Origin of the sequence: Boudabousia tangfeifanii (genome assembly GCF_001856685.1) — a bacterium.
Classification (GTDB): Bacteria; Actinomycetota; Actinomycetes; order Actinomycetales; family Actinomycetaceae; genus Boudabousia; species Boudabousia tangfeifanii.
In genome coordinates, this window is sequence record NZ_CP017812.1 from 113826 (window position 1) to 136399 (window position 22574).

General features: G+C 45.9%; 13 protein-coding genes. 6 read left to right on the plus strand and 7 right to left on the minus strand.

Features of this window, described 5'->3' with window-relative positions:
- Positions 1-41 precede the first annotated feature (41 nt).
- From BK816_RS00400 to BK816_RS00410, 3 genes are all read right to left on the minus strand, one after another.
- Positions 42-1757, minus strand: coding sequence for an S-layer homology domain-containing protein (locus BK816_RS00400; RefSeq protein ID WP_071163405.1), 1716 nt, complete (start codon positions 1755-1757; stop codon positions 42-44).
- Between the two features lie 206 nt (positions 1758-1963).
- On the minus strand, positions 1964-3898 hold the full coding sequence (locus BK816_RS00405) for a leucine-rich repeat domain-containing protein (protein WP_071163406.1): 1935 nt from the start codon (positions 3896-3898) through the stop codon (positions 1964-1966).
- Positions 3899-4020: 122 nt separating this feature from the next.
- A complete protein-coding gene (locus tag BK816_RS00410) occupies positions 4021-5727 on the minus strand; it encodes a hypothetical protein (RefSeq protein ID WP_071163407.1) in 1707 nt (568 codons plus the stop codon).
- A gap of 170 nt (positions 5728-5897) precedes the next feature.
- Here BK816_RS00410 and BK816_RS00415 point away from each other — a divergent pair, with 170 nt between their 5' ends.
- Together BK816_RS00415 and BK816_RS00420 are read left to right on the plus strand one after the other, a co-directional pair.
- Positions 5898-7343, plus strand: a complete 1446-nt coding sequence (locus BK816_RS00415) for a hypothetical protein (RefSeq protein ID WP_071163408.1) — start codon at positions 5898-5900, stop codon at positions 7341-7343.
- A complete protein-coding gene (locus BK816_RS00420; protein WP_071163409.1) occupies positions 7340-9997 on the plus strand; it encodes a bifunctional glycosyltransferase/CDP-glycerol:glycerophosphate glycerophosphotransferase in 2658 nt (885 codons plus the stop codon). Before BK816_RS00415 ends, BK816_RS00420 begins: the two co-directional genes overlap by 4 nt.
- Before the next feature lie 88 nt (positions 9998-10085).
- On the opposite strand, the gene BK816_RS00425 is transcribed toward BK816_RS00420, so the two are convergent.
- On the minus strand, positions 10086-13598 hold the full coding sequence (locus BK816_RS00425) for a hypothetical protein (protein ID WP_071163410.1): 3513 nt from the start codon (positions 13596-13598) through the stop codon (positions 10086-10088).
- 251 nt (positions 13599-13849) lie between these two features.
- Between BK816_RS00425 and BK816_RS00430 the strand changes: the two genes are divergently transcribed.
- Genes BK816_RS00430 through BK816_RS00440 form a run of 3 tightly spaced genes read left to right on the plus strand, consistent with a single transcriptional unit; the run spans position 13850 to position 17997 of the window.
- Positions 13850-14404 carry a hypothetical protein gene (locus tag BK816_RS00430; protein WP_071163411.1) on the plus strand — a complete coding sequence of 185 codons (555 nt, stop codon included), beginning with the start codon at positions 13850-13852 and terminating at the stop codon, positions 14402-14404.
- A 5-nt stretch (positions 14405-14409) separates the two neighbouring features.
- Positions 14410-15393, plus strand: coding sequence for a glycosyltransferase family protein (locus BK816_RS00435; protein WP_071163412.1), 984 nt, complete (start codon positions 14410-14412; stop codon positions 15391-15393).
- On the plus strand, positions 15394-17997 hold the full coding sequence (locus tag BK816_RS00440; RefSeq protein ID WP_071163413.1) for a bifunctional glycosyltransferase/CDP-glycerol:glycerophosphate glycerophosphotransferase: 2604 nt from the start codon (positions 15394-15396) through the stop codon (positions 17995-17997).
- Between the two features lie 2 nt (positions 17998-17999).
- Here the strand turns inward: BK816_RS00440 and BK816_RS00445 are convergent, their stop codons facing one another.
- Both BK816_RS00445 and BK816_RS00450 read right to left on the minus strand, forming a co-directional pair.
- The gene (locus tag BK816_RS00445) at positions 18000-18722 is read right to left on the minus strand and encodes a DUF6270 domain-containing protein (protein ID WP_083378940.1); all 723 of its coding nucleotides are present in this window, start codon (positions 18720-18722) and stop codon (positions 18000-18002) included.
- 29 nt (positions 18723-18751) lie between these two features.
- Positions 18752-20578 (minus strand): glycosyltransferase family protein, encoded by a 1827-nt coding sequence (locus tag BK816_RS00450; protein ID WP_236842334.1) that lies wholly within the window; start codon positions 20576-20578, stop codon positions 18752-18754.
- 256 nt (positions 20579-20834) lie between these two features.
- Between BK816_RS00450 and BK816_RS00455 the strand changes: the two genes are divergently transcribed.
- On the plus strand, positions 20835-21713 hold the full coding sequence (locus BK816_RS00455) for a YqiA/YcfP family alpha/beta fold hydrolase (RefSeq protein ID WP_071163415.1): 879 nt from the start codon (positions 20835-20837) through the stop codon (positions 21711-21713).
- A gap of 12 nt (positions 21714-21725) precedes the next feature.
- Here the strand turns inward: BK816_RS00455 and BK816_RS00460 are convergent, their stop codons facing one another.
- Positions 21726-22556, minus strand: a complete 831-nt coding sequence (locus BK816_RS00460) for a hypothetical protein (RefSeq protein WP_071163416.1) — start codon at positions 22554-22556, stop codon at positions 21726-21728.
- Positions 22557-22574 lie beyond the last annotated feature (18 nt).

A 22574-nucleotide genomic window follows, 5' to 3' on the forward strand; every position in this document is an offset into this window, starting at 1 on the left:
GCTCGAAACTGCCCACCGATGGTTAATAAATGATCACTTGCTTAGACGTGCTGACCGCCCCATAAAATGTGCAAGTACTTGTAGTTGGTTTTAACTACTGGCTTGAGTTTCAGGTAGTTTCGTGAAACATCAAGTGTTTGAAGTGAAGGGAACACAAGGGTTGGCAGGCGACGAAGTTTATTGTCGGCCATTTCCAGCCTCTTCAATCTTGGTAGGTTGATGCTTCGAGTATCTACTGTGCGAATTTGGTTGCCGGTCAGGTAAAGGTATTCAAGGGAACCAGAGCGAAGACCGCTAAAGCTGGTCAACTGATTGCGCTGTAAACCTAGCGTCTTTAGGTTCCGAGGAAGACGCGCATTAGCGACATTCCGGATCGGATTGTCAGTGAAATATGCTTTTTCAAGTGATGGCATCGCACTAATATCCGGCAGGCGAGATAGCTTATTGTCAGTTAGGTAGAGCCCGCGCAACTTCGGCAGGTTGAGCTTCGGCAGGGAGCTAATGCTGGCCCCATCGATCTTGAAGTGTTCAAGCTTTGGTGCTTTGAAGGCTTCAACCTTTGTTAGTGGTAGCCGCTTAAGGGTGATGTACGAGCGATGAATATCAAAGTCTTTCAAATTCGGTGCATAGAAAGCGGGAACTTTAGCCACTGGGTAGGGGTGACCGTTCATATCCGTCAAATACAGTTTTTCTAACTTTGGTAGATGCTTAATGTTCGGGAAGGGGTGAACCTTCTTATCGTTGTAGTATGCCGATAGTTGTAGCAACTTCAGGCTACTGAGTTTCAGGACAAAATCGTTGCTAACTTCGTGCTTATCGCTCACCCGGAGCCGCAATTTGGTGAGGTTCTTGTACTGGTTTAGAGCAGCTGCAGTGTCAACGTTTAGCGGCAATGGACGATTGCAATTGATTTCGTCAGGGGAGCTCCGGCAGCTTTGCTTTAACCAGTTTTTTCCTTTAGCTAGATTGGCCTTCCGCGGTGGGATATTTACTAGTTTGTTGTTTTGTAGGCGGTAGAGGAAGGCGGCCATGGCGTCGCGGTGGATGGGGGTGACTGGACGGTAGTAGCGTTTGCCGTTGCTTCCTGGCCAGCCGGTGGAGATTAGGGTGCGGCGTAGCCATTCCATTTCTTTGGCGAAGTCGGTGCCTTTGGTGACGTCAGCGAAGACTGTGCCTGAGGGGTTGAAGTTTTTGGTTACGGATCGTACTGCTTTGGATACTTTGGCTGGGTATTTGCCTGCGAAGCGGTAGATGAAGGCGGCCATGGCGTCGCGGTTTACTGGCCCGTCTGGGTTGAAGTAGCGTTTGCCATCTCGTACCCAGCCGGTGGTGATGCCAGTTGAGGCCATCCAGGAGATTTGCTGGTAGAAGGGGTGGTTGGTTGGTACGTCAGCGAATTTGGAGGTGGCTGGTGCTTGGTAGTTTTTGATGCCAGCCATGCGGTAGAGGAAGGCTGCCATGGCTTGGCGTTCGATGTTGATTAGGGGGCGGTAGGCGCGTTGGTTGTTTCCTGCGGGCCAGCCGGTGGAGATGCCTTTGTCTGCTAGCCAGGCCATTTCTCCTGAGAGGAACATGTTTGCTGGTACGTCAACGAATTTGCCGCCACGAGCTTTGGCTGAGGCAACAACGATTTTGGTTGCTGCCTGGGCTGCAGGGACGCTGTTTTCGCCAGTAACCATGGGGGTAAGGGCGGGGAGTAGACCTGAGATTGCTAAACCGGTCGTAGCAGCAATAGCCACCAAACTACGCGAACGCATAAAAACCTCCAACATCATCGTTTAGAAATGAACGCATTTGCATCAAGCGTTTTAAATTAATTTAACACGGTGTTCAATTTAGTACTTTTACTATTTAGAGTGCTCGAGTAGTACGACCAAAGATTTTATAGTTTTGGGCCGGATAAGAGAACGGTTCTTATCCGGCCCAAAACGTTCAGAAAACTACCTGAAAGTATCGTTTAGTATCATGGACGTTGATTGTCGATGTAGATGTCGAACCACCTATTGTTTGTGTAAACAACTGGCTTCTTCTTTAAACGATTCTTTTCTAGGTGGAGATACTCGAGCGATGGTAGATAAAGATCAGGCAAGGCCTTGATCTCATTGTTAGAAGCATCAAGTCTTTTTAGCGACGGGAGGCCGTTAGCTGGAAGCGTTGTTAGGAAGTTGTTACTGACTTCTAACTTTTCAAGTGATCGCAAATTCAATGATTTGATGGTCTTGAGATTAGCTTCCTCAGCTGTAAGAACTTTTAATCTAGGTAGTGACAAAGTTGAGCCATTGATTGTTGTCAGATTACTTTCCTTTAGCTCTAGTTTCTCTAGGAAGTTGGCCGAAAGCTTTTCAAGCGTGGTTATTTCGGTGCCGTTTAAATATAGTTCCTTGAGGTATGCAGGAATTTTAGGGTTTGCAAACGATTTGATCGGGTTGTACGACAAATTAAGGGTTTCTAGTGCTGTCATACCGCGAAGATCTGGTGCTTGTGAGAGTAGGTTTTTTTTGAGCGAAAGGTAAGTTAATTTTGGCAAGCTTAGGCGGGCAAAACTACTGATCTGGTTGTGGCTCAAAGAGAGCGTTTTAAGGTTTGGCGCTTTAAATGCTGCAATTTTCTTGATGTAGCCACCATCTAGGTCAAGGAATTTAAGCTTTGGGGCATTGAACGCTGGAACCTCTGTTACTCGATAACCGTAGTCATCAGCGTTCGAAAGGTCGAGAGTTTCAAGAGATGGTAGATAATTGATGTTCGGGAAAGGACGTGCGATCCAATCATCCTTCTCGGAATAAATCTCCAGGCTTTGAAGTTTGGGCAGTTTCAATACGAAGTCTTTTGAGGAATCATGTTCAACGTGTGAGGTCAATCTGAGTTCCTGTAAATCAGTGTATTCGTTGAAAGCCGCTGCCGTGTGCTCGTTCAGTGGCATTGAGTCGTCGCAGACAATTTTGGTTGGAGTGATTGTTGAGCAAGAATCCGAAATCCATTTTGCCCCAATATCTGGATTGCCCTTTTTGAAAACCGGCTTCGGCTTTACTGGCTTTGGCTTTGGTTTCGCCGGTGCTGGCTTTGGCTTTGGTTTCGCCGGTGCTGGTTTCGGCTTGGCGGGAGCTGGCTTTGGTTTGGCAGCTGGGGCGGTCTCTAGTTTGTTGTTTTGTAGGCGGTAGAGGAAGGCGGCCATGGCGTCGCGGTGGATTGGGGTGACTGGACGGTAGTAGCGTTTGCCGTTGCTTCCTGGCCAGCCGGTGGAGATTAGGGTGCGGCGTAGCCATTCCATTTCTTTTGCGAAGTCGGTGCCTTTGGTGACGTCGGCGAAGACTTTTCCTGAGGGGTTGAAGTTTTTGGTTACGGATCGTACTGCTTTGGATACTTTGGCTGGGTATTTGCCTGCGAAGCGGTAGATGAAGGCGGCCATGGCGTCGCGGTTTACTGGGCCGTCTGGGTTGAAGTAGCGTTTGCCATCTCGTACCCAGCCGGTGGTGATGCCAGTTGAGGCCATCCAGGAGATTTGCTGGTAGAAGGGGTGGTTGGTTGGTACGTCAGCGAATTTGGAGGTGGCTGGTGCTTGGTAGTTTTTGATGCCGGCCATGCGGTAGAGGAAGGCTGCCATGGCTTGGCGTTCGATGTTGATTAGGGGGCGGTAGGCGCGTTGGTTGTTTCCTGCGGGCCAGCCGGTGGAGATGCCTTTGTCTGCTAGCCAGGCCATTTCTCCTGAGAGGAACATGTTTGCTGGTACGTCAACGAATTTGCCGCCACGTGGTTTTGCTGAGGCAACTACGATTTTGGTTGCTGCTTGGGCTGCAGGGACGTTGTTTTCGCCAGTAACCATGGGGGTAAGGGCGGGGAGTAGACCTGAGATTGCTAAACCGGTGGTAGCAGCGATGGCCACCAAACTACGCGAACGCATAAAAACCTCCAACATATTTGGAAAGAATAAGTTTAAAAAAGAGTGACTCGCAAAATTGTTGCGTTAATCAATCTTTCAAGAGAAACTATACCCTCCATCACATTGGACGCAAGTGAAAACTATTAGCTAACTTTAGACTTGGTACTATTCTCATTGTTTTTCACTAGTACTTTGCCACCTTTGATACTCACTTTTCCGATCTCAAAACTCAACGCTGTAACATCAGGATTGACAAACAGAATTTGGGCGACAAAATCGCCATCTTTTAATCCATTGAGGCTTTGTGCTTGGGCTCGTAGAGTACTGAAATAGGATTTGCTCATGCTCTTCGATATGTTGATTTGCGAACCTAATTCTCGCCCTCGATCTAGCAAACCTAAGGGGAAGGTGAATACTGATTCGGACTTAGTCTCGCGCAAAACCAAATACATGTGCGCGTCGCCCCAGCCTGTTACTGTAGTGCCGATCGGAGCAAACCAACCTTGAGTTAAGATCCCAGCCCCCTTCTCGTCGCTGAATATGTCAACTCGAAGGAATGCTCCCTCGGACGGCTGAAGGGATTTAAGATCAACTCGACTAATCGAGGTCCCAGACTCGCTTCCCTTGACCGTCAAAAGTTGTCCATCCTGTAACTGGTGGAAAAAGAGGGGACGCTTCGTTACCAAAGCAGTGTTAACTTTCGTCCCGTTCGGTAGTACCAATTCAACCTGGCACTCACTTTGTCCCATCGGGAAAGCAGATAATGGGTATCCCTTCTTGCCGGGGCTAACCGTTAAGGCACACTGGTAATCCACAAAAGTGTCTTGCACGTAGCGGCGGGAAATTTGTTTATCGATCAGCTTTCCCATGCCGATACGTGTAGTTTTACCGTCGCTGCTCTTAACCAGTAAAGTGCGGTTAAGATCCGCATAACGTTTTTGCTCATAGCCGCGCAGCAAAGTAACCATTTCCAGTTCAACCTGGTTCGTGGTCGGCACAGTACTACATTTCTCGAGGACGGCCACGCCCTCGTTACGCTTCCGCTGAGAAGAAATCGCCTTCTGATTTTGGGTTTGATAAGTAGTCGAAACCCCGAAAGTAGGGTAGAGGCCATCCGCAGTTAGCTGGAATAGGGCCAGTAGAGCCGGAATGTTGTATGGGGTAACATCAATATGCTCGGTGATCAGCGGTGAATCGGTAACAATCAAATTGAAGTTCGGCAGCATTTCCAAAAGAGGTAATACTGGACGAATCTCATCAGAGAGCTGCGGATCGGCATGCGAACTAAACACATACAGATGCGTGGCAGATTTAGAATGGCTCAAAATGCAATCAGGCATAATGTCGTCGTAGTCGTCCTGCTGCTTTTGCTGATCAGCCTCGGCAGAACCCATGAAGTCATAGACCTTAGGCCAGTATTTTTTGGCATAGGTGCCAATAAAGAACTGAGGGACTGTAGCTACTACAGCGCCAACGCAATGACGCAAACCGTAATAAATAGCTGCTGTGCCGCCCTTTGAAAACCCAGAATAGGTTAGATTCTCATAGTTTAAGCCGAGCTCTTGACGAACTTGGTTAATAAAGTCGTCAATAATGTCTCGCGGCGAGAATTTGCCATCTTCTAACAGATAGTAGGTGTTCTGGTTTTCAGTGCCGAACTCGTCAAAAATCCACAAAATATTGGAACGAATCGGAGAAATTGCATCACCGCCAAAATCCAGTGTTCCTTTAGTGCGGAAACCGGAGAAAATCACCAGAAGATTTGCGCGATCTGACTGGCCACGCTGAAAACGGTACTTCAAAGAATAGTTGTTTTTCTGGTAGGTGTTAATACCCGATTTTAACAGCACTGTCTCTCCTGACTAAAAAGTTTAATAGCGCAATCTAAAGCAAGCCTAGCACATGGATTTTTTGTCGATAACTTTTGTTATTAGATGAAAGTAATTGCAAGAATATTCCTTGCAAATGTACAGGTTTATCTAGTATCTATTCGTCCCAATGCGATAGGATGGAGCGGGTAATGGAAATCTACTGTAAGGGGGCTGTGATTTTGTCGCCAAGTAAGTCCCTATCTTTATCCAGTAGAGAGCTTATTAAGTTTGCTCAACAGTATTTGTCATCACATCCAAATCCAGAGCTAGGCTCTCCTCAAATGGCGGTCACTAATTGGATCGAATCACAGCTTCTACCTTTCTACCAGGCAGGCGAAAAAACTCTCGATGAAGCCGTTGCGCAAAAAATCATTGCGGTATTTATTGAACTTGCGGTAGGAAATTCTCGAAATATTGATCTCTCCCAAGAGCCCACAATTGCAGAGAATATTACCAACTTTGATATTCTTTACTTCCTTTTCTTCGTGCATCAAGTACCACTAGAAGCCCTAAACGCCGCCTTTTACTCTGGTCGAACATTTGCCCAAGAACTTGCGGCCTTGCCAGAGGTTCGACGCTATCTGGCGAGCGGGCACTTAACAGCTCAAGGTTTGCATGATGCTGGTGTTGCTCTGAGCGTGCTTCTCATGCGCGCCACGAATAACCAGAATTATTTGGCGGATTTACCCACCCCAATTGCTCAATTACTTGACTTGATGCAAACACGGCTCGAACAACACGTACAAGATTCCCTGTGGTTAGCGCTTTCTGGTTCCTTTGAACTCGAAACCTTGGACCAGATGGTGCCAGTTGTGCAGCTTTGGCCAGCTAGTCGAGTAGACCTTTCATTGGTACTTACCTTTATTTGTCGACAAGCAATGTTCTTTGCCTGCCGTTACCAATTCGACACCAGCAGAGAGTTTTTGAGTTTTGCCCAGAATTTAAATCGTTTAGCAAAATCTTCTGAAAAACTATTGCAGGAAAATCCGGCGTATCAAGTTTGTGAAGCTATTTCTGAATTCGCCTCTCGAGACGAGGTCGCACCTAACTTTCCTGAGTGGGGAGAAAAGTTTATTCCTACCCCTTTAAAGCCAATTAAAACTCAGAATTTTTCTGCTCTCGCGGATGCCATCAAACAACTAGCTGTGGGAAGTAAAGGAGTTTTTAAATCTCCCGCCGCTAAGGTAGTACTCTGGCTAGGTGAAATGGCAGAGTGCTTTGAAAAACCTGGAAATCGCTCTTCGGCTTTCGGGATTGATCTACGATTAGCACAACTACATCTGTTAATGCGCATGAATCGTTATAATCACGCAGCACGAATAACCTTATTCATTCAACGACTTTGCGCTAATCAGCCAGATGCAACATGGTATTTAGAACGTGCTCTTCCAGCGATTCTTACTATGAATAGTTGGGCACATAATGTTGGTGGGGAAAACTTCATTGACACCGGAGTTATGTTTCAGTTTAAACAGAACCTGAACAAACAGCAGTTTAGGGAATTAAACGAAGCGTTAGCGTCCTCGGCAAGTGAACCACCGCTTAACATTAATTTAGAACTTAGCGACCGACAGCTGGTAGGTGAGTGGTCATGAGTTCAAACCATTACTTATTTTCGGTTCTGATCGCTACCTACAATGTTTCAGATTACATAAAGGCGTTCCTTAAAAGCCTTGAATGGCAATCTATCGCCCCATCTAAAGTCCAATATATTTTTGTCGACGATTGCTCCCCAGATGATTCTGGCGAGATTGCCCGAAAATGGTGCGAAAAACATGATAATGCAGTCTATGTGAAATCGTCGCAAAACGCTGGCCCCGCCAACGCTAGAAATCTTGGTTTGGAAGTGGCCACCGGTAAATGGATCACCGCCGCGGATCCTGATGACATTCTTGACCGAGACTACTTCGCAAATGTGGAGAGGATTCTTCATCAGGCGGACAACCTTGATGATATTGCCATGGTGTCGACACGAGTGCTGGTGTTGAATGACGAAACTGGGGTATTTAAAGACAACCATCCATTAGGATTCAAGTTCCGCAATGGTGATCGCCTAGTTTCGCTCGTTGAAGATCCCTATGCGATCCAGCTTGGAGCCACCGCTTTTATGCGCCGAGACCGGATTGAAGAACTCGGCTTGCGTTATCGCACTGACATTAAACCCACTTTCGAGGACGCACACCTGCTTTCACTTTACCTTTTGTCATTTGATGAACCGGTAATGGCTTTAGCGTCCTCGGCCCTTTACTACTACCGTAAGCGATCAAATAATTCGTCGCTGGTGCAGTCAGGTTGGGCAAGGCGAGAAAAATACACGACCCTGTTTGAAAACGGCTATTTAGACTTAACCAAGCATGCCCTGGAGCAAAAAGACAAGCTTCCTGATTGGGTGATTGCCCTTCTACTCTACGAACTTGTTTGGTATTTCCAAGAAGAAATGGCTATGCGTTCCAAAACAGCCTGGGTCAGCGAAGATCCTGAACTTAAGGCACGCTTTTTGAATAACGTTGCCCAGATTTTTGCGCTGATTCCACCGAAAAAACTTCTGGAGTTTAAGATTCAGAATGTTCGTTGGGTGGTTCGTGAATCTCTGTTTATGTACTACTACGGGGAACGTTTTGGGGGTGCCCGGTTATACGAGTGGGGTGCTTCGAAAACTGCGAGAAGCTATACCTTGATGATGAAGGATTTCGACTGTAACGAGTTGGCGTTCTTCGTTGATGGAAGGCAAGTCCATCCGGAGATGAGTGTCTGTTCTCGGTACTTCTTTGGGGAGCGTTTTGCTTTTGAAGTAAGCTTCGACTTGCCGCTTGGCGAGACCGCCATTTTCTATCGAGGACGAATGGTGTCCAAATTGCAGGTTACAGTTCGCAAACCCGTGAGAGTCCTCAGCGAAAAACACTTCCTCCAAGGTCAAGCAGCACTTTCCCAAGGTCGTCGCGATCTAGACGTAAAGAAGAAAATCCGCCGGGAAGTTAAATCTTTAACTACTCGAACTTCAATGAGCCAACTGGCATGGCAACGTGCTCGTGCACAAATGGCGCTAAAGCTCAAACCTTCAAAAATTGATGATCACGAAGGCTTAATTCGGAACCGTGTTCGGGCCTTAGCTGCTTCTGAAAAATTTCAAGAAAAGTATGCTGGCTGCTGGTTGGTTATGGATCGGCCCATGTCCGCTTCTGATAATGGTGAGCATCTATACAGGTATTTGTTGAACGAGCGTCCAGACATCAACGCCTACTTTATTTTGGACCCAACAGCTGCAGCATGGCCGAGGCTGGCAGCAGAAGGCTTTAAACTGTTGGCGTTTGGTAGTGATGAGGCCATGGCCGCATTCTTGGTAGCTAAAGCGATGCTGTCATCCGACGCGATTGAAGCTTGCATGTATCCAGCTCCACGAAGAATTTTCAAGCATTCAGTGCCCTTCTTCTTTTTACAACACGGCATCACCGGTAATGATATTTCCCGCTGGCTTAACGATAAGCGTTTTTCTGGTTTCATCTGTGGAGCTAAAGCTGAATACGACTATCTGTCCTCGGTCGATAGCCCGTTTACTTTCAAGAACGATGTACTGGTCAATCTGGGATTTGCCCGTTTTGATGCGCTACCTGATGCAACTGGACATGACTTGAGCAGCAAACCATTGCTAATAATGCCCACCTGGCGAGGTAATCTAACTGACGAGCTTAAACAGATTACTGACCCTAGTCTTCGGCGAACATACTTTACTAACACCGAGTTTTATCGTAAGTGGCACGAGCTATTGTCTTCTCCCAAGCTCCGCACGATTACTCATAATAAGGCAGGCGGCATTATCTTCGTGCTGCATCCAAACCTGGCACAGTTCAAGGATATACTTTCCCTACCCGAGGGTACAGTGATAGCTGACCTGAGTAAGGATGACTTCCAAGAGATCTTATTAAATTCGTGCGCACTATTAACTGACTACTCGTCTACTGCTTTTGACGCCGCATATACGGGACGAGCTATTTTCTATTACCGTTTTGATGAAGACACGATTTTTAGTGGAGAAAATAATTTCCGCCGAGGATGGTACGAACCAGAAGAAAATGGTCTTGGTCCAGTTGCTTTGAATCCAAATCAAATGCTCGATTTGTTAGATAAATGCGCCAACCGCCGTTGGCAGCCAGATTTACGTTATCGCAAGCGTCGTCGCCGCTTCTTTGGGCAGATTGATAACCATAATTCTCAACGAATCGTCGAATTCGTGGAAAAACAGTTGCCATAAAAGGTCAACTAGTTGGTTAGTTGTGCCTAAAAAAGGCGCTCTTCTGCTCCAATGAAACTATCAGATCAGAAGAGCCAATAAGTTGATTTTAGGACTCGTTCAGGGGAGAGCGGCGAATGCGACTACGGCTAGGAAGATTTAATCTTCTAGATGCAGTAGTTTCTACCTCACTTAGTTCACCTGAGGTTGCTTTTTCTGCCTGCTCTGCGCTTGCTGCTTTTAGATCTTCGCTCACATTACTCGGAGTGAAAGCTTCTGATTCCGATCGTTCTGTTTGAGTCGGAATCATCGAGGAAGACAACCGTTGGGATGAAGTAACTTCGGTCGACTTTGCCTCGGAAGCTGACTCGGTATTATCCTGATTCGTCTGCTGGACTCTAGCGTCCTCGGAGCGTGTTATTTGTTTGCTAGGAAGCGCTTGTGGAGTCCCGCCAACATTAGTTGCTGTTGGCTGGGGTGCTAACGGACGGGGACCAACCGGACGAGGCATACCGAGGCGAGGGGCACCCATACGCGGATCTGCGGGATTCATACCTGGGCGAGGACGAGGCATGCGCGGATCTGCTGGATTCATGCCCGGGCGAGGACGAGGCAATGGTGATCCATCAGGACCTACTGGTGGACGTGGTCCTCTTGGTGGCATAGGTGGCCGAGCCCCATTTCCTTGCTGTGGTCCGGACATTGGACGAGGCGCATTGCCTGGTCGTGGGCCAGAAGCTGGGCGTGGTCCCATTCCTCCTTGAGGTGGCATTGGCCGGCCTTGTGGACGAGGACCATTAGCCGGACGAGGACCATTAGCCGGACGAGGACCCATGTGCGGTTCTCTGGGGCCATCTGGACGATTTGGTGCGCCCTGTGGACGTGGCATTGGCCGGCCGGGTTGGCCGTAAGTAGGCTGGCCTGGGCGCGGTTGAGGTTGGCCTTGCGGTCTTGGTCCCCTAGGTGGAACTGATGGAGCCGTCCCAGTTGGTGGCATTGTGTGTCGAGAGCCAGCTGGTGGCACTGGGGGACGAGGAGCTGTCGGGGGTTTAGGCAAACTAGTCTGGGCTAGACTTTCGTGCGAGTCGTGCGGCTTCGTAACTAAACCGCTAGGCTGCTGATCTGGAGTAGATTCTCCAGTGGATTCGAGGAGTGTTTCCTTGGACTTCGCTAATCCAAGACTCGAGTCCGTTGAACTGTCTGTCGATGAGGACGAATCTGTCTTATTTTCCGGCTTTGGCGAGCGACGCACTGGCGGTGCCGGTGGGGCTGGAATGAATGGTCGATTTGGAGCTTGGGAGAGCAATGGTTCGCGCTTGGATTCTTTAGGCTCGTCAGTAACTTCGCCCTCGGCCAGTTTAGCCAGTTGTTCTTCTGCAGATATTTTCTTAACTGTCGCCTCAGTTTTGCTCGGCTGTGCTGGTGAAGTAGTCTCGGGAATAGTTTCTGCGACTACGGCTTGTTGGCTAGGTTCCTCACCCTTTTCAACTTCGGTTGTTTTAACTTCGCTCGAAACTTCCGTAGCAAGTACTTCAGTGTCTAATGACTTGACATCTGTCGGAGTGTTTTCGTCCAGATTCTTGTTTAGATCTGCCTTATCGTCAGCTAGATCTTCTTGTTGTGCTTCATCCTGCTTTTGCTCTAATACAGGAGTCTTTGAGGTAACTTGCTGCTCAACTTCTTCTGCAGCAATCTCAGGCTTCTCAGTTGTTGGTTTGGGGGCAAGCGTAATGATCTCATCAAATTCTGCGTCTGCGCGTTTGATGGCATCTTCACTAAGTGAATCTGCACTGCCGATGGTCCCTAGAGGAGTCGTTTTCGCGAAAGTGTTTTCTTGTCGACGTCCCTGACGGCGTGAGCGCTTGGGAATGTAGAAATCTGGTTCCTCTTCTTCAACGATTTCTTTTTGTTTGGGTTCGTTGGAAGTGGGCAGTAAGGGCAGCAACTCGTATTTATCTTCCTGTCCTTCTTCTTTGTAGACGAGAAGACGAGTTAAGCTAGCGGTTTGCCGCGCTAGGTCAGCGTTGACGCCGATAACGTGCACATCGTAGATTCCAGAATCTAGGATGCTTAGATCTACGCCTTTACTGTGCATGTCGCAGTAGTAGGATTTAACCGCCGAGGTCGGAATGTTGGTGCCTTTGGTCAGTTCTTTAGTTCGATCCAGCATGCCTACGCGAGTAGCAATGGTTTCAGTACTTTGGCTGTTGGTGAAGGCCGCATAGAAGGTGATATCACCCCAGTTTTTGACGGTGGTGCCGACGGGAGCGAACCATCCGCGTAGGGCAAGTCGACCTGGGCCGATCAACTCAAGCTCATCGACGCGGTGATAACCGAACTTGTTAACAGTAAGGGAGGCCAGTGGTCGTCGATGGAAGAAAACTCCATTTTCGTTTGCTCGAATTTCGAGTAGGTCGTTTCCCTCCACCTTATGGAAGTACCGTTCTTCTTTGGAGACGACTGGTGCAACGAGCTTTTTGTTTGCTTTCGTATGGGTTAGCTCTACAAAGCATTGGGTTTCGCCTAGCGGGAGCTGTGAAACTTGGTAGCCCTGAACTTTGGGACTAATCGAGTCGGAGGCAGAGTAATCGAGGTAGGTTCCAGACAAATAATCGGTGGAGATTTGGTGGTTAACTCGTTTAGCTAAAGGAACCACGTGGTCCTTGCCCTCGCTGTCTCGGCAGAGAATCTTACGCTCTAGTTCAGCGTAAAGAGCAGATTGGGCACCGCGAATAAAGGTATTCATATGTAGATCGAAATGACCATTGCGGTTTAACGGGATGTCAAGTAGTTCTGCTACTACCGTTTCGCTTTGTAGCTGCTGGTCGGCTAGTTTTTGATTGAACTTTCGTTCTACTTTGTGTTCGCCGAGGTCAAGGGTGATGCCATCACCTAGTAAGCCGAGCAAGGAAATCTGAGTGGGCTGTAGGTACGCTTTGGCCCTCCCCGGTTTGCTCAAAACTGGGGAAGAGTAGCTTAGTAGATTGAAGTGTTTTAAAGCTTTAAGTTCTGAAAGGTGAGGGTGAATTTCTTTACCGTATTGTTCATCGGCTTCGGAAGTAAGTAGATAAACCTTAGTGTCGTGCTGACGGTAGTCGTTGAGCGCCTGAGCCAGTAGCGAGTCAAGCCCAGTAAGTTGCGTTTCTTGCTGCTCGGCCTCGGTCATTTGTGCGGCCGCTTTTTCGTTAAGTTCAGTTACTACCTGTCCGAGGGCGAAAGTAGGGGTGACGACAACGGCGGAACCAATCTGGTGACGAAGAGCAAAATAGAGTGCAGCCGATCCGCCCTTGTAAGCGCCGGTGTAAGTGACTTGTGATGGGGAAATACCAAGCTGCGCGGGAACCTGAGACAAGAACTCGTCAACGGTATCGTGGGGGCTAAATTCGCCCTCGTTCATTAAGTAACAAGCCGGGAGGTTATCTTTCCCAAATTCATCGTAGATCCACAGTACGTTGTGCGGGAAGTCTTCGAGCTCTTGCTGGCCGAGGTCGAGGCTCCCTGTTGGGCCAAAGTCGGAGAAGACGACAATCAGATGCGAGGAATCAGAAGCGCCATACTGAAAACGATATTTCAGTGGCAAAGATTTACCTTCGAAAGTTTGTTCCCCCGTCGAGACGATCATTCGTCTACTCCTTCGTTGATCAGGCGAGTAACGCCCAAGTAGTCACCATTTTATGCCGGCTGCATACCTTCTAATGCTACCTGCATATTTTTCTTACTGCCATGGCGCACAATAATATTGTTGAAATGCAATTATTTTTATTTGCTATAGGGTATATTTATTCACATTAAGGAAAAAAAGATTGTTTTCGTTTAGACTGGTTTGATTGACAATAATTTGTTTAAGTCGAGGATCGTATGCCCAGGAAAATCTTGATCGCATTCTATGTAACGTTTTTTGCGATAGTCGGATACTGGGGTTTTTCTGTCTTCAATCTATTGTCGAAGAAAAACTTTTCAGTATTGCTCGTTTTAGTAAAGACTTTTCAGTCTATTGTATTGTTGGGCGTGTTAGTACTATTTTATTTATTCCTTCAGCTTTTATTTCGTTTGCGCGCTACTCAATTGCAGAGCGAACGAGACATTGCTGATTTAGCTACGACTGTTGGTCGAGCAGCCCCGGTTTTGCGTCGAATTGATGATCGTGGACGAGCTGTGTTACAAGATTCAAATCAATTGTTAGCTGTTACGCCTACCTCAATAAAGTCTTTTAGTGTTTTAGTTCGAGATGAAAACGACGCTAAGCATGCCATTCAGTTGTTTTCAAGCGTGGACCATGTTTTTGATCGTCTAATTTTGGTTCTTGATTGGGAAAGCGAGAACCAGTGGGGCAACTGGGTTGAAAATGATTTTGGACCAAACATTACTGTTATTGCGGGTGAACATTTGTTAGATGGATCTGCAGATCCTAGCTCCTTGATTAGGTAACAATTATGGGTGAACGAAAAAATCTTTTAATCGCAGGTGATGACTTAAAATTTATTCGTCCTCTTTTTCCCTATTTAGAAAACAAATTTAAGATCAGGATTGACCGTTGGAATGGGCCAGAAGGGCATGATCGTGATCGTTCACTCTCGTTGTTGGAGTGGGCAGATATTATTCATTGTGAATGGCTTCTAGGCAACACGGTTTGGTATTCTTGGAATAAACTTCCACAGCAAAAACTTACTACTAGACTTCATTTTTTTGAGTTGGGTCGCGAGTATGGTCGTTTGTTGAAACATGATGCTGTGGATAGCTATATTACGGTTTCTCGTCCAATGCTGGAACGTGCTATTAGCGAATTTTCTCTTCCAAGGAATAAAGTTAAATCGATTCCAAATGGAATAGTTAAACCGGATAATTTAACGGTTGATCACGGGCATGAACGCATGAAAAGTCTGGCAATGGTTGGAGCAATTCCGGCACGAAAAGGTTTACATAGGAACCTTAGAATACTGCACGAGTTAAAGAAATACGACGCTAGTTTTACACTCGCGATTTATGGTCCCACCCCTAGCCAAGTAGATTGGGTATGGACGGATGACTATCAACGAGAGTATTTTGAAAATTGTGCGACCCAGATTGAAAAAACCGGTCTTAAAAGCTCAGTTAGTTGGCGTGGCTGGTGTGAGATGACAGAGGAGTATCCGAAAATTGGTTTTGTTCTCTCTATGTCTGATGAAGAGAGTTTTCATGTCGCCCTCGTCGAAGGAGCTTTTAATGGTGCTGCTCCTTTAACTTTACCTTGGGAGGGCGCTCATTGGACACATCCAGATTTTGTTATTAAGCCGGGTACGGATGAAATTGTTAAGACTATTCTGAAACTTCAGGATAAAGAGGAGCATCGGAAGCATGTAGAAGCCGCTTGTAGTGCCTATCAGCACTATGAAGCACCTTTCGTCGCGAATAAACTTATCGACTTGTGGCTGCAATAGATGAAACCTGGTTTTACTATCATTATTGCAGCACATAACGCTGTAGAGACTATTCTGGATGCCATTCGTTCAGTTGAATACCAGAGGGCGAATAAGCTATCTATAAAAGTGATAGTAGTCGATAGTCATTCGACTGATCGAACGATTGATTTTGTCGCCAAGAGCTTTCCCAAAGTAAAAATTTTGAGTTCACCCACCGGTGGACCTGGGGAAGCTCGTAATGTTGCTTTGGATTATTTACAACAAAATCCGGATTCTCAAACGGAGTGGTTAACTTTTTTAGATGCTGATGACTGGCTTGACCCTCTATATTTTTCTACAATTGAGAAACATCTTGAGGTTGTTAGTAGAACTTCAATAGATAATTTTGCCGCTTTGGTAACTCAAATATATAGAGTCGAGTCTGACGGGAAGATCAATAATAACCACCCGTTACGATATAGATTTCAAAACGGCTCTAGGATTGTCGATTTGAAAGATGAGCCGGCAGCATTTCAATCTTCAGTTGCAACTACAGTTTTTCGTACAAAACATTTGATGGGGGAGAAATCACCAAGATTTACAGCCGGGCTCCGCTACGCGGAAGACGCTGATTTTATGGTGAGGTATTTTCAAGTAGCTGGAACAAATATAATTTTAATTGAAGGGGCAAAATACTTTTATCGAGTTGGGCAGTTCTCCTCTCTATCCAAAGATGCTTGGTGCGATCCAGAAAAATATGTTAAACCTTTCGAGCTCGCATTTATTAAATGGATCGAGCATTATCGAATGGCAGAACAGCATATTCCCAGATGGATTCAGTGGATGCTCTTGTATGAAATTCATTGGTATCTAGAAGCTGATCGGGAGTTTTTACATCCCAGTAGCCAGCTTTCGATGGATATACGAAAAAAATGTGGCGATTATTTAGTGCGGCTTGCTGAAGTAATAGACGATGAAGAGATACTAAATTTTAGTGCGGTCAGAATGGGAATTGATAGACGTTTGGCCATACTTGCTCAAAAGTATCGATTTATGAATAGTCATTTTCTTGGTTCGCAAGTGATCTCATTTCGGGCGAGAGCAGGAAGTGAATGGCGGCGTTGCATTTGGTATTGGATTGGTCAAAAACCGCCAACGGTCAGAATTAGTGGTGAAAAGCCCGAAAAATCCTGGGAAAAGATTACGACTCATAGCTTTTTCGAGAGTTTTATAGTTCGTCAGAGCACTACTTGGAGAAAGGATCCATTACCCCAAATAATAGAGCTTGAAGATAGAGAACAAAGAACTGTTCCGCTAGATTCGTATTATGGACTGCCTAGCCAACCGAGGAATATAGGGGAAAGGCTGGAAATTTCCACGGAAACAAAAATAAACAAACTCGGTGCCTATATTCTCAGAGAGGCATTGATACAAAAGCATCCGAAGGAAAAAATTTTTTATAAAGTCGTCCTGAGAGCTATAGAGCGAGTAGTCGATAATACTGGACGAAAAGCTAAAGGAATATATTCTCGAATTAAAAAACTAGTTCCTAATAAGAGCTTATTCGTGAATTGTCTGAATAATCATGTGGAACAGATTCATGCTGGCTCATGGCTACTGATGGATAGAAATCATCATGCAAATGAAAATGCGGAAGTTTTTTATCGCTTCTTGAAAGACGAAGGCCAAGAAATCATATTTGCTCTTTCGCCTGAGAGTAGTGATTGGAAACGATTAGAAAGTGACGGATTTAATCTAGTTCCGACTTATTCTGTTGATTATTGGGATTTGGTGCATTCTGCTCCCGTTATTTGTTTATCAGATATGAGTGATCCAGCATGGATGTGGGCGATAAACAGCCCCAGACCAGGTTCTGGGAACAAAATTATTCCCTTGGCAGACCAACAGAAAATTGTTTTTTTACAACACGGAATTTTAAGGAACGACCTATCTAGACTCTTAAATCCGAAACGTATTGATCTGATGTTAACCACAGATCAAGCAGAATTTGATGCGATTGTGTCAGATGGCTCTCCATACAATTTAACGGGAAAAGAAGTAGTCCTAACTGGAATGCCAAGGCACGACAGACTGTTCGAACTTGCTAGCCGTGTGAAGCAGAGTGAGCGCAATATTATTCTTTTTGCTCCAACTTGGAATGAAGCCCTAAGAGAGTTTTTTTCAACTAGCGCCTCTGCTAATGTTGAGCAATTTGACTCTACTAAGAATGCTAATAGATTTTTTGGATTTGATGAGTGCTTGTTTTTGGCGCAAAAACTATCTCATTATTTAGAAAACAATAAAGAGTTTGATATTAAATTTTTTATTCATCCCGTATTGCCTCCGAGGGTCAGGAAATACGTTGAGAATTTTGGTTTAGCTTGTGTCGATACTAACGATCTGCCTAAAACTCTTGCAAGCTCAGTAGCTGTAGTTACAGATCGGTCATCGGTTTCAGATGAAGCTGTATTACTTGGCATTAAGGTAGTTCTTGTTGAGAATGATGAGAGAAGAGTTTTTGAAGAGCTAGCTGAGTATCTTACTTGCTATGACGATATATCAATCGATAATAATAGGCGCTATTATGAACGAAAATATAAGTCTTGTAGAGCGATCTATGAAAAGATTCTTTTTGTTGAATGAACTTATAGTTGTTCTATTAAGCTTTCATAAACGGCATTTTGATAATGGAAAGGGGCTGGCCCCCATTTGTGGTTAGGATCGGCTAAAACTAGTTCATCAGGGGGCGAAATAACTCGTATGCTAGTTGTATCTATAACTTGTTGGTAGTATCTAACGTAAGCAAGATTGATCTTCACGGTATTGAGCCTGAAACTTTGTGGAGCAGGGGTACCATCAATGTTGTCGAACGCCCATGGCACATACCAAAGTATCGTTTTTTCGAGTAAGTTTTTAGAATTTAGAAAATCGTTGAATTTTTCAAGCGCGTTACACCAAAGATTGAAGTGTTCATCGGTTCCGAAATCGATTAGTCGTCCTTTTTCAGGGACGAAGTCCATGCCATTTAGCTCAAGCATTTCGTATGAACGAGTTATATAGCCACTTGGATGAAGACCGAATACTCCAAGTCTTTCATCGGCTAAATCCCAAATCAGGTAATCGATTTCTTCTAAGCTTTGGTTCAAACTTTCAACAAGCGATGACCTTATGTCTTCTTTCAACGCTCTTTGTTGAAAGTGGCTTTCTGGAAAAGCTATAGTCAAGGATTCTAAATCAACTTGAGAGAAGGCACTTATCAGTGATTGTCGAGCGATGTACTTTAGTACATTCCACCCAAATGGTTTCGCAATTTCTGCCATATCCCGTGAAACGCATGATCCGTAGATGAAAAGATTTTTGTTATTCACGTTTGATTCCCAGTTGAATTGTAATTCTATTAAAAGAATATTGTACCCTTTGGGAGGTCGAAATCTACGATTGTTGAATATTTAAGAAAATCTGTGTCGTTTATCTTCCAGGTGTGGTTGTGGGTGGAGCGGCGGCGGAGGAAGTTGAAGCGGTCGGTGGAGTAGATGCGTCCGCCGGCGTTGCCGATGTTGGTTAGGAAGGCGGTGTCTTCGCCGGTGGTGCGGTTTTCGAAGGGGTGGGCGAGGGCGGTTTCGCGGGTGGTTACTAGGGTGGGGCCGGCGAGGAAGTGGGTGTAGCGGTGTTCGCGCTCGGGGCTGATTAGGGCGGTGGCGTCGAGTGATTCGAGGTAGTTGTAGTGGGCTTGTTTTCCTACGATTTGGGCGCCGGAGTAGTTTAGGGCGTGGATTTGGTCGGTTAGGTAGTGGGGGCCGTACCAGTCGTCGTCGTCGATTTTGGCGATGTAGGTGCCGTCGGCTGCTTCGATGAGCTGGTTGAGGCAGGTGCCAAGGCTGTTGTTGGGGTCGCCGGTGAGGATGATGGTGTTTTCTAGGCCGAGGTCGCGTGCGCGGGCTTCGAGGTCGTTGGGGGCTTCAAAGCCGTGGGTGAGTAGGCACAGTTGTACTGGGAGGCCATCGATGCCGTTCATGTCGGCCACGGTTTTGAGGATGTGGTCGATTTGCTGGGGGCGGATGGTAGAGACGATTGCGCTGGCGGTGGGCCTTGGGGTGGGAGCGGTTTGTAGGCCGATGGTGGTTAGGATGGTTTCGGCGCGGTGGGAGTAGGTGTGCTCGTTCCAGATGCGCCTGGCGGCTAGGTGGTTCATGCGGTCGCGTAGTAGGGGTGAGCCGACCAGGGCGCGCAGCATGGTGCCGGCTTCGTCGCGGTCGTTTACGACTGCGAGTTCGGTTTCGGGGAAGAAGTTTCGAATGGCTGCGGAGGGGGTGGAGACTACGCTGGTGTTGCATGCGAGGATTTCGAAGATGCGACGGGCGCACATGGAGGGGGAGTCGGTGACCGAGTTGACGTTGAGGAAGACCTTGTAGGCGCGGTAGGCGCTGAGCATGCGCTGGTAGTCCACTGAGCCGATGACTCGCTTATCGAGTGGTTCGGGGAATTGGTAGCGCGGGTCGCCAGTGCCCATTTCTCGCGAGTAGATTTCCAGGCCGGTGTCCATTTTGGCGGACACGTCATCGGCACCGCCAAGGAGAATGTCCATTTGGGCGCGGCGCTCGGGGAACTTGTGGGTGAAATAGGTGCCGGCGAAGGCAATATCACGTGAGGCGTAGCCTTTTTCGGGGCGTACGGGATTGTGAATTTGTGGCTGTGCCGCAAACGGTAACGGGTAGACTCGGTTGTGCCCGAGGTCGGTCTGGTAGCGGGGGATACAGTTCGAATCGGTAGTAAAAACGTGATCGAACAGGCGGGCGGTTTCAATGAAATCGTCGTAGTGGGCGGGATCTTCCTTATTCCAAAACACGGTCGGAATCTGCCGCTCGTGGCAGGCAGCTAACAGGTTGCGGAGTTTTTCCCAGGGTTTGCCCGATAGGCCATACCGCCACTGGTCATTATTGCCGTGCCAAGCCGACTCAATTAGCACAAAGTCCAGTTTTTCGGTTTCTAACTGTTCCGGCCAAGTATTTGGGCCGAGGGCGACCTGCTCCCATTCGGGCGCAAAACAAGAAGTTGTAAACGCATCCATGATCACCCCAACCTTCAGCGGGCGACGAGCGCCCTCGGTTGTTTCAGTCGGCCAAGGACCAAGCGTACGCACAAAATCGGGGCCAAGCAGCTGATGATTGGTGGTGAGGTCATGAAGCGTAGAAGTTTTTTTAAGTAGTCCTTTTTCAATACGCAACAGAACTATATTTTTTTCAACCGTTTTTTGATTATGAAGATATTTTTTGAACTGTGGATAGCCGCCTTTTCTAAGGTGCCATAATCCATTCTTTAAATGATGGATAAATGAGTTTCCACTTCTACCGCGCATAAAGAAGATTATATAACTAATACTATAGAATGGTGGCAATAAATTGACCTAATTTTCGGGGATTGTAGTCTCCTAAGAATACGAGGTTAAACTTAAGTATGGTCTTTGACAATCAGGAAAAAGCATGATCGAATATAGAATAAATAGAAAACGAGAAATTGATAAAACTAATAATGTAACTTGGTTTTATCATGATTTTTCTTCGTTTCTGTCTTCTGACATAAAAAGTGGCATTAACACGATATTCGATAATGGTGTGCCAATAGATTTTTTCTTAGATTTGAAAAAATCAAATGTACTAATAGTTGTATTTCACGGGGCAGTACTTGATGAAAATATTCACCTTCCTTGGCTCTCTGGTACGAATATTTCATATGGTTTAGACGCTTCGCGATTATCTATTTCTGATCCGAGTTTATACCTTGCTCCTGATATTAAAGTAGGATGGTTTATTGGTAATAAACACCAGCAGAATTTGCAAAATACTATCGTTAGGTTAATTCGAAAGATAGCAAATGATTCTGGCATAGAGCGGATAGTATTTATAGGTGGATCTGCCGGCGGTTACGCGTCTTTATATTTTTCGTCTTTTTTCCCAGGATCTTATGCTGTTGTTTATAATCCGCAAATTTCGATTGAAAACCATCGTTATTCTATGGTTAGAGAATATCTAATAAAGTGTTGGGATGGACGAGAAATTTACCAAATAGTCGATTCAGAGAATCCACCATGCTTTGATATATCATCCAGATATCAGGAAGATCGAAGTAACCATGTTCTTTATTTTCAGAATAATGATGACTTCCACCTTAATTTGCATCGTGATAGCTTTGAATATGATGAGGGAAACGATATCAAATTTTTTATTGGTAACTGGGGCGATGGGCATGCACCTCTGCCGAAAGATGCACTTAAGCGTATTCTAATAATGTTGCTCAAGAGTTTTGAATCAGAAGATACTGATTTATCGACGGCAATTAGTAATTTGATTTCAAATTTATAAGATCTGCAGAAATTAGTTTGCAGGCGAAGTGGGTTCGTATCCTTCTTTGAAACCTTGGCCTAGTAAGGCAGGTTTCAAAGATTCACCGTGATTTAGGGCTGAAGTGACTGATTTTAAGATCGCGTTGATTTTATCTTTCGGGGGCGGAGTGTGACCGTCTTGCCAACTCTCTAATAAGGTGTAAAAATCAATGTTCTTATTTATCCTATCTGCGAAGGGCTTTAGGTGCCTTTCTATATGGAATGGATCGTTTAAGTTTTGTAGGTAGCAAACTGTCGTTTTTAGGGGAGTCGTATATAAACTGGTTAAATCGATTACCAAATCACTTGGGAGTTTTGATAGGGGATCGTACTCACGATAATCAATGCCATAACAGTGTTCTGTGAAAGCATGAATTGAGTAAGAAATGTAGTTCCGGATGATCGTCTGTGGGTTGTAAACAATAGAAACAGAATCGCGAAATTGGGATGCGAAATATAAGCTCGCAAAACCTCCCCCAGATCCTCCGAAGAATATCGCCCTCTTAGTCGGTACCATTCTAAATATATGCTGTAGTACTTGTTTGATATTGTCTTGATTATTTTGCTTAGAATTTCCTAAATACCATGAAAGATAAAGTTTATCTGTGAGATAAAGTGAAGGATCGGAGATAAAAATTCGGTTAGCTTCTACTCCTTTAGAAACACCTAGCCCATTCAAATAAGGTAGGGAAATTTTGTCTGTGATAGCTCCATGAAGGAAAACCAATGTAGTATCTGACTTGCCAGGAACACAAAGGAAGTCGATAGGGATTCCACGTTCGTTGATCGAGGTAATACCAGCGTCAATATGGTCAGAGCTCAAAAGCTCTCAAGTGACGCG

What these genes read in the sequence shown, in the direction of transcription:
- BK816_RS00420 (WP_071163409.1), top strand. Translation starts at nt 7,340, where the DNA reads ATGAGTTCAAACCATTACTTATTTTCGGTTCTGATCGCTACCTACAAT.
- BK816_RS00425 (WP_071163410.1), bottom strand. Translation starts at nt 13,598, where the DNA reads ATGATCGTCTCGACGGGGGAACAAACTTTCGAAGGTAAATCTTTGCCA.
- BK816_RS00400 (WP_071163405.1), bottom strand. Translation starts at nt 1,757, where the DNA reads ATGCGTTCGCGTAGTTTGGTGGCTATTGCTGCTACGACCGGTTTAGCA.
- BK816_RS00455 (WP_071163415.1), top strand. Translation starts at nt 20,835, where the DNA reads ATGATCGAATATAGAATAAATAGAAAACGAGAAATTGATAAAACTAAT.
- BK816_RS00415 (WP_071163408.1), top strand. Translation starts at nt 5,898, where the DNA reads ATGGAAATCTACTGTAAGGGGGCTGTGATTTTGTCGCCAAGTAAGTCC.
- BK816_RS00440 (WP_071163413.1), top strand. Translation starts at nt 15,394, where the DNA reads ATGAAACCTGGTTTTACTATCATTATTGCAGCACATAACGCTGTAGAG.
- BK816_RS00405 (WP_071163406.1), bottom strand. Translation starts at nt 3,898, where the DNA reads ATGCGTTCGCGTAGTTTGGTGGCCATCGCTGCTACCACCGGTTTAGCA.
- BK816_RS00435 (WP_071163412.1), top strand. Translation starts at nt 14,410, where the DNA reads ATGGGTGAACGAAAAAATCTTTTAATCGCAGGTGATGACTTAAAATTT.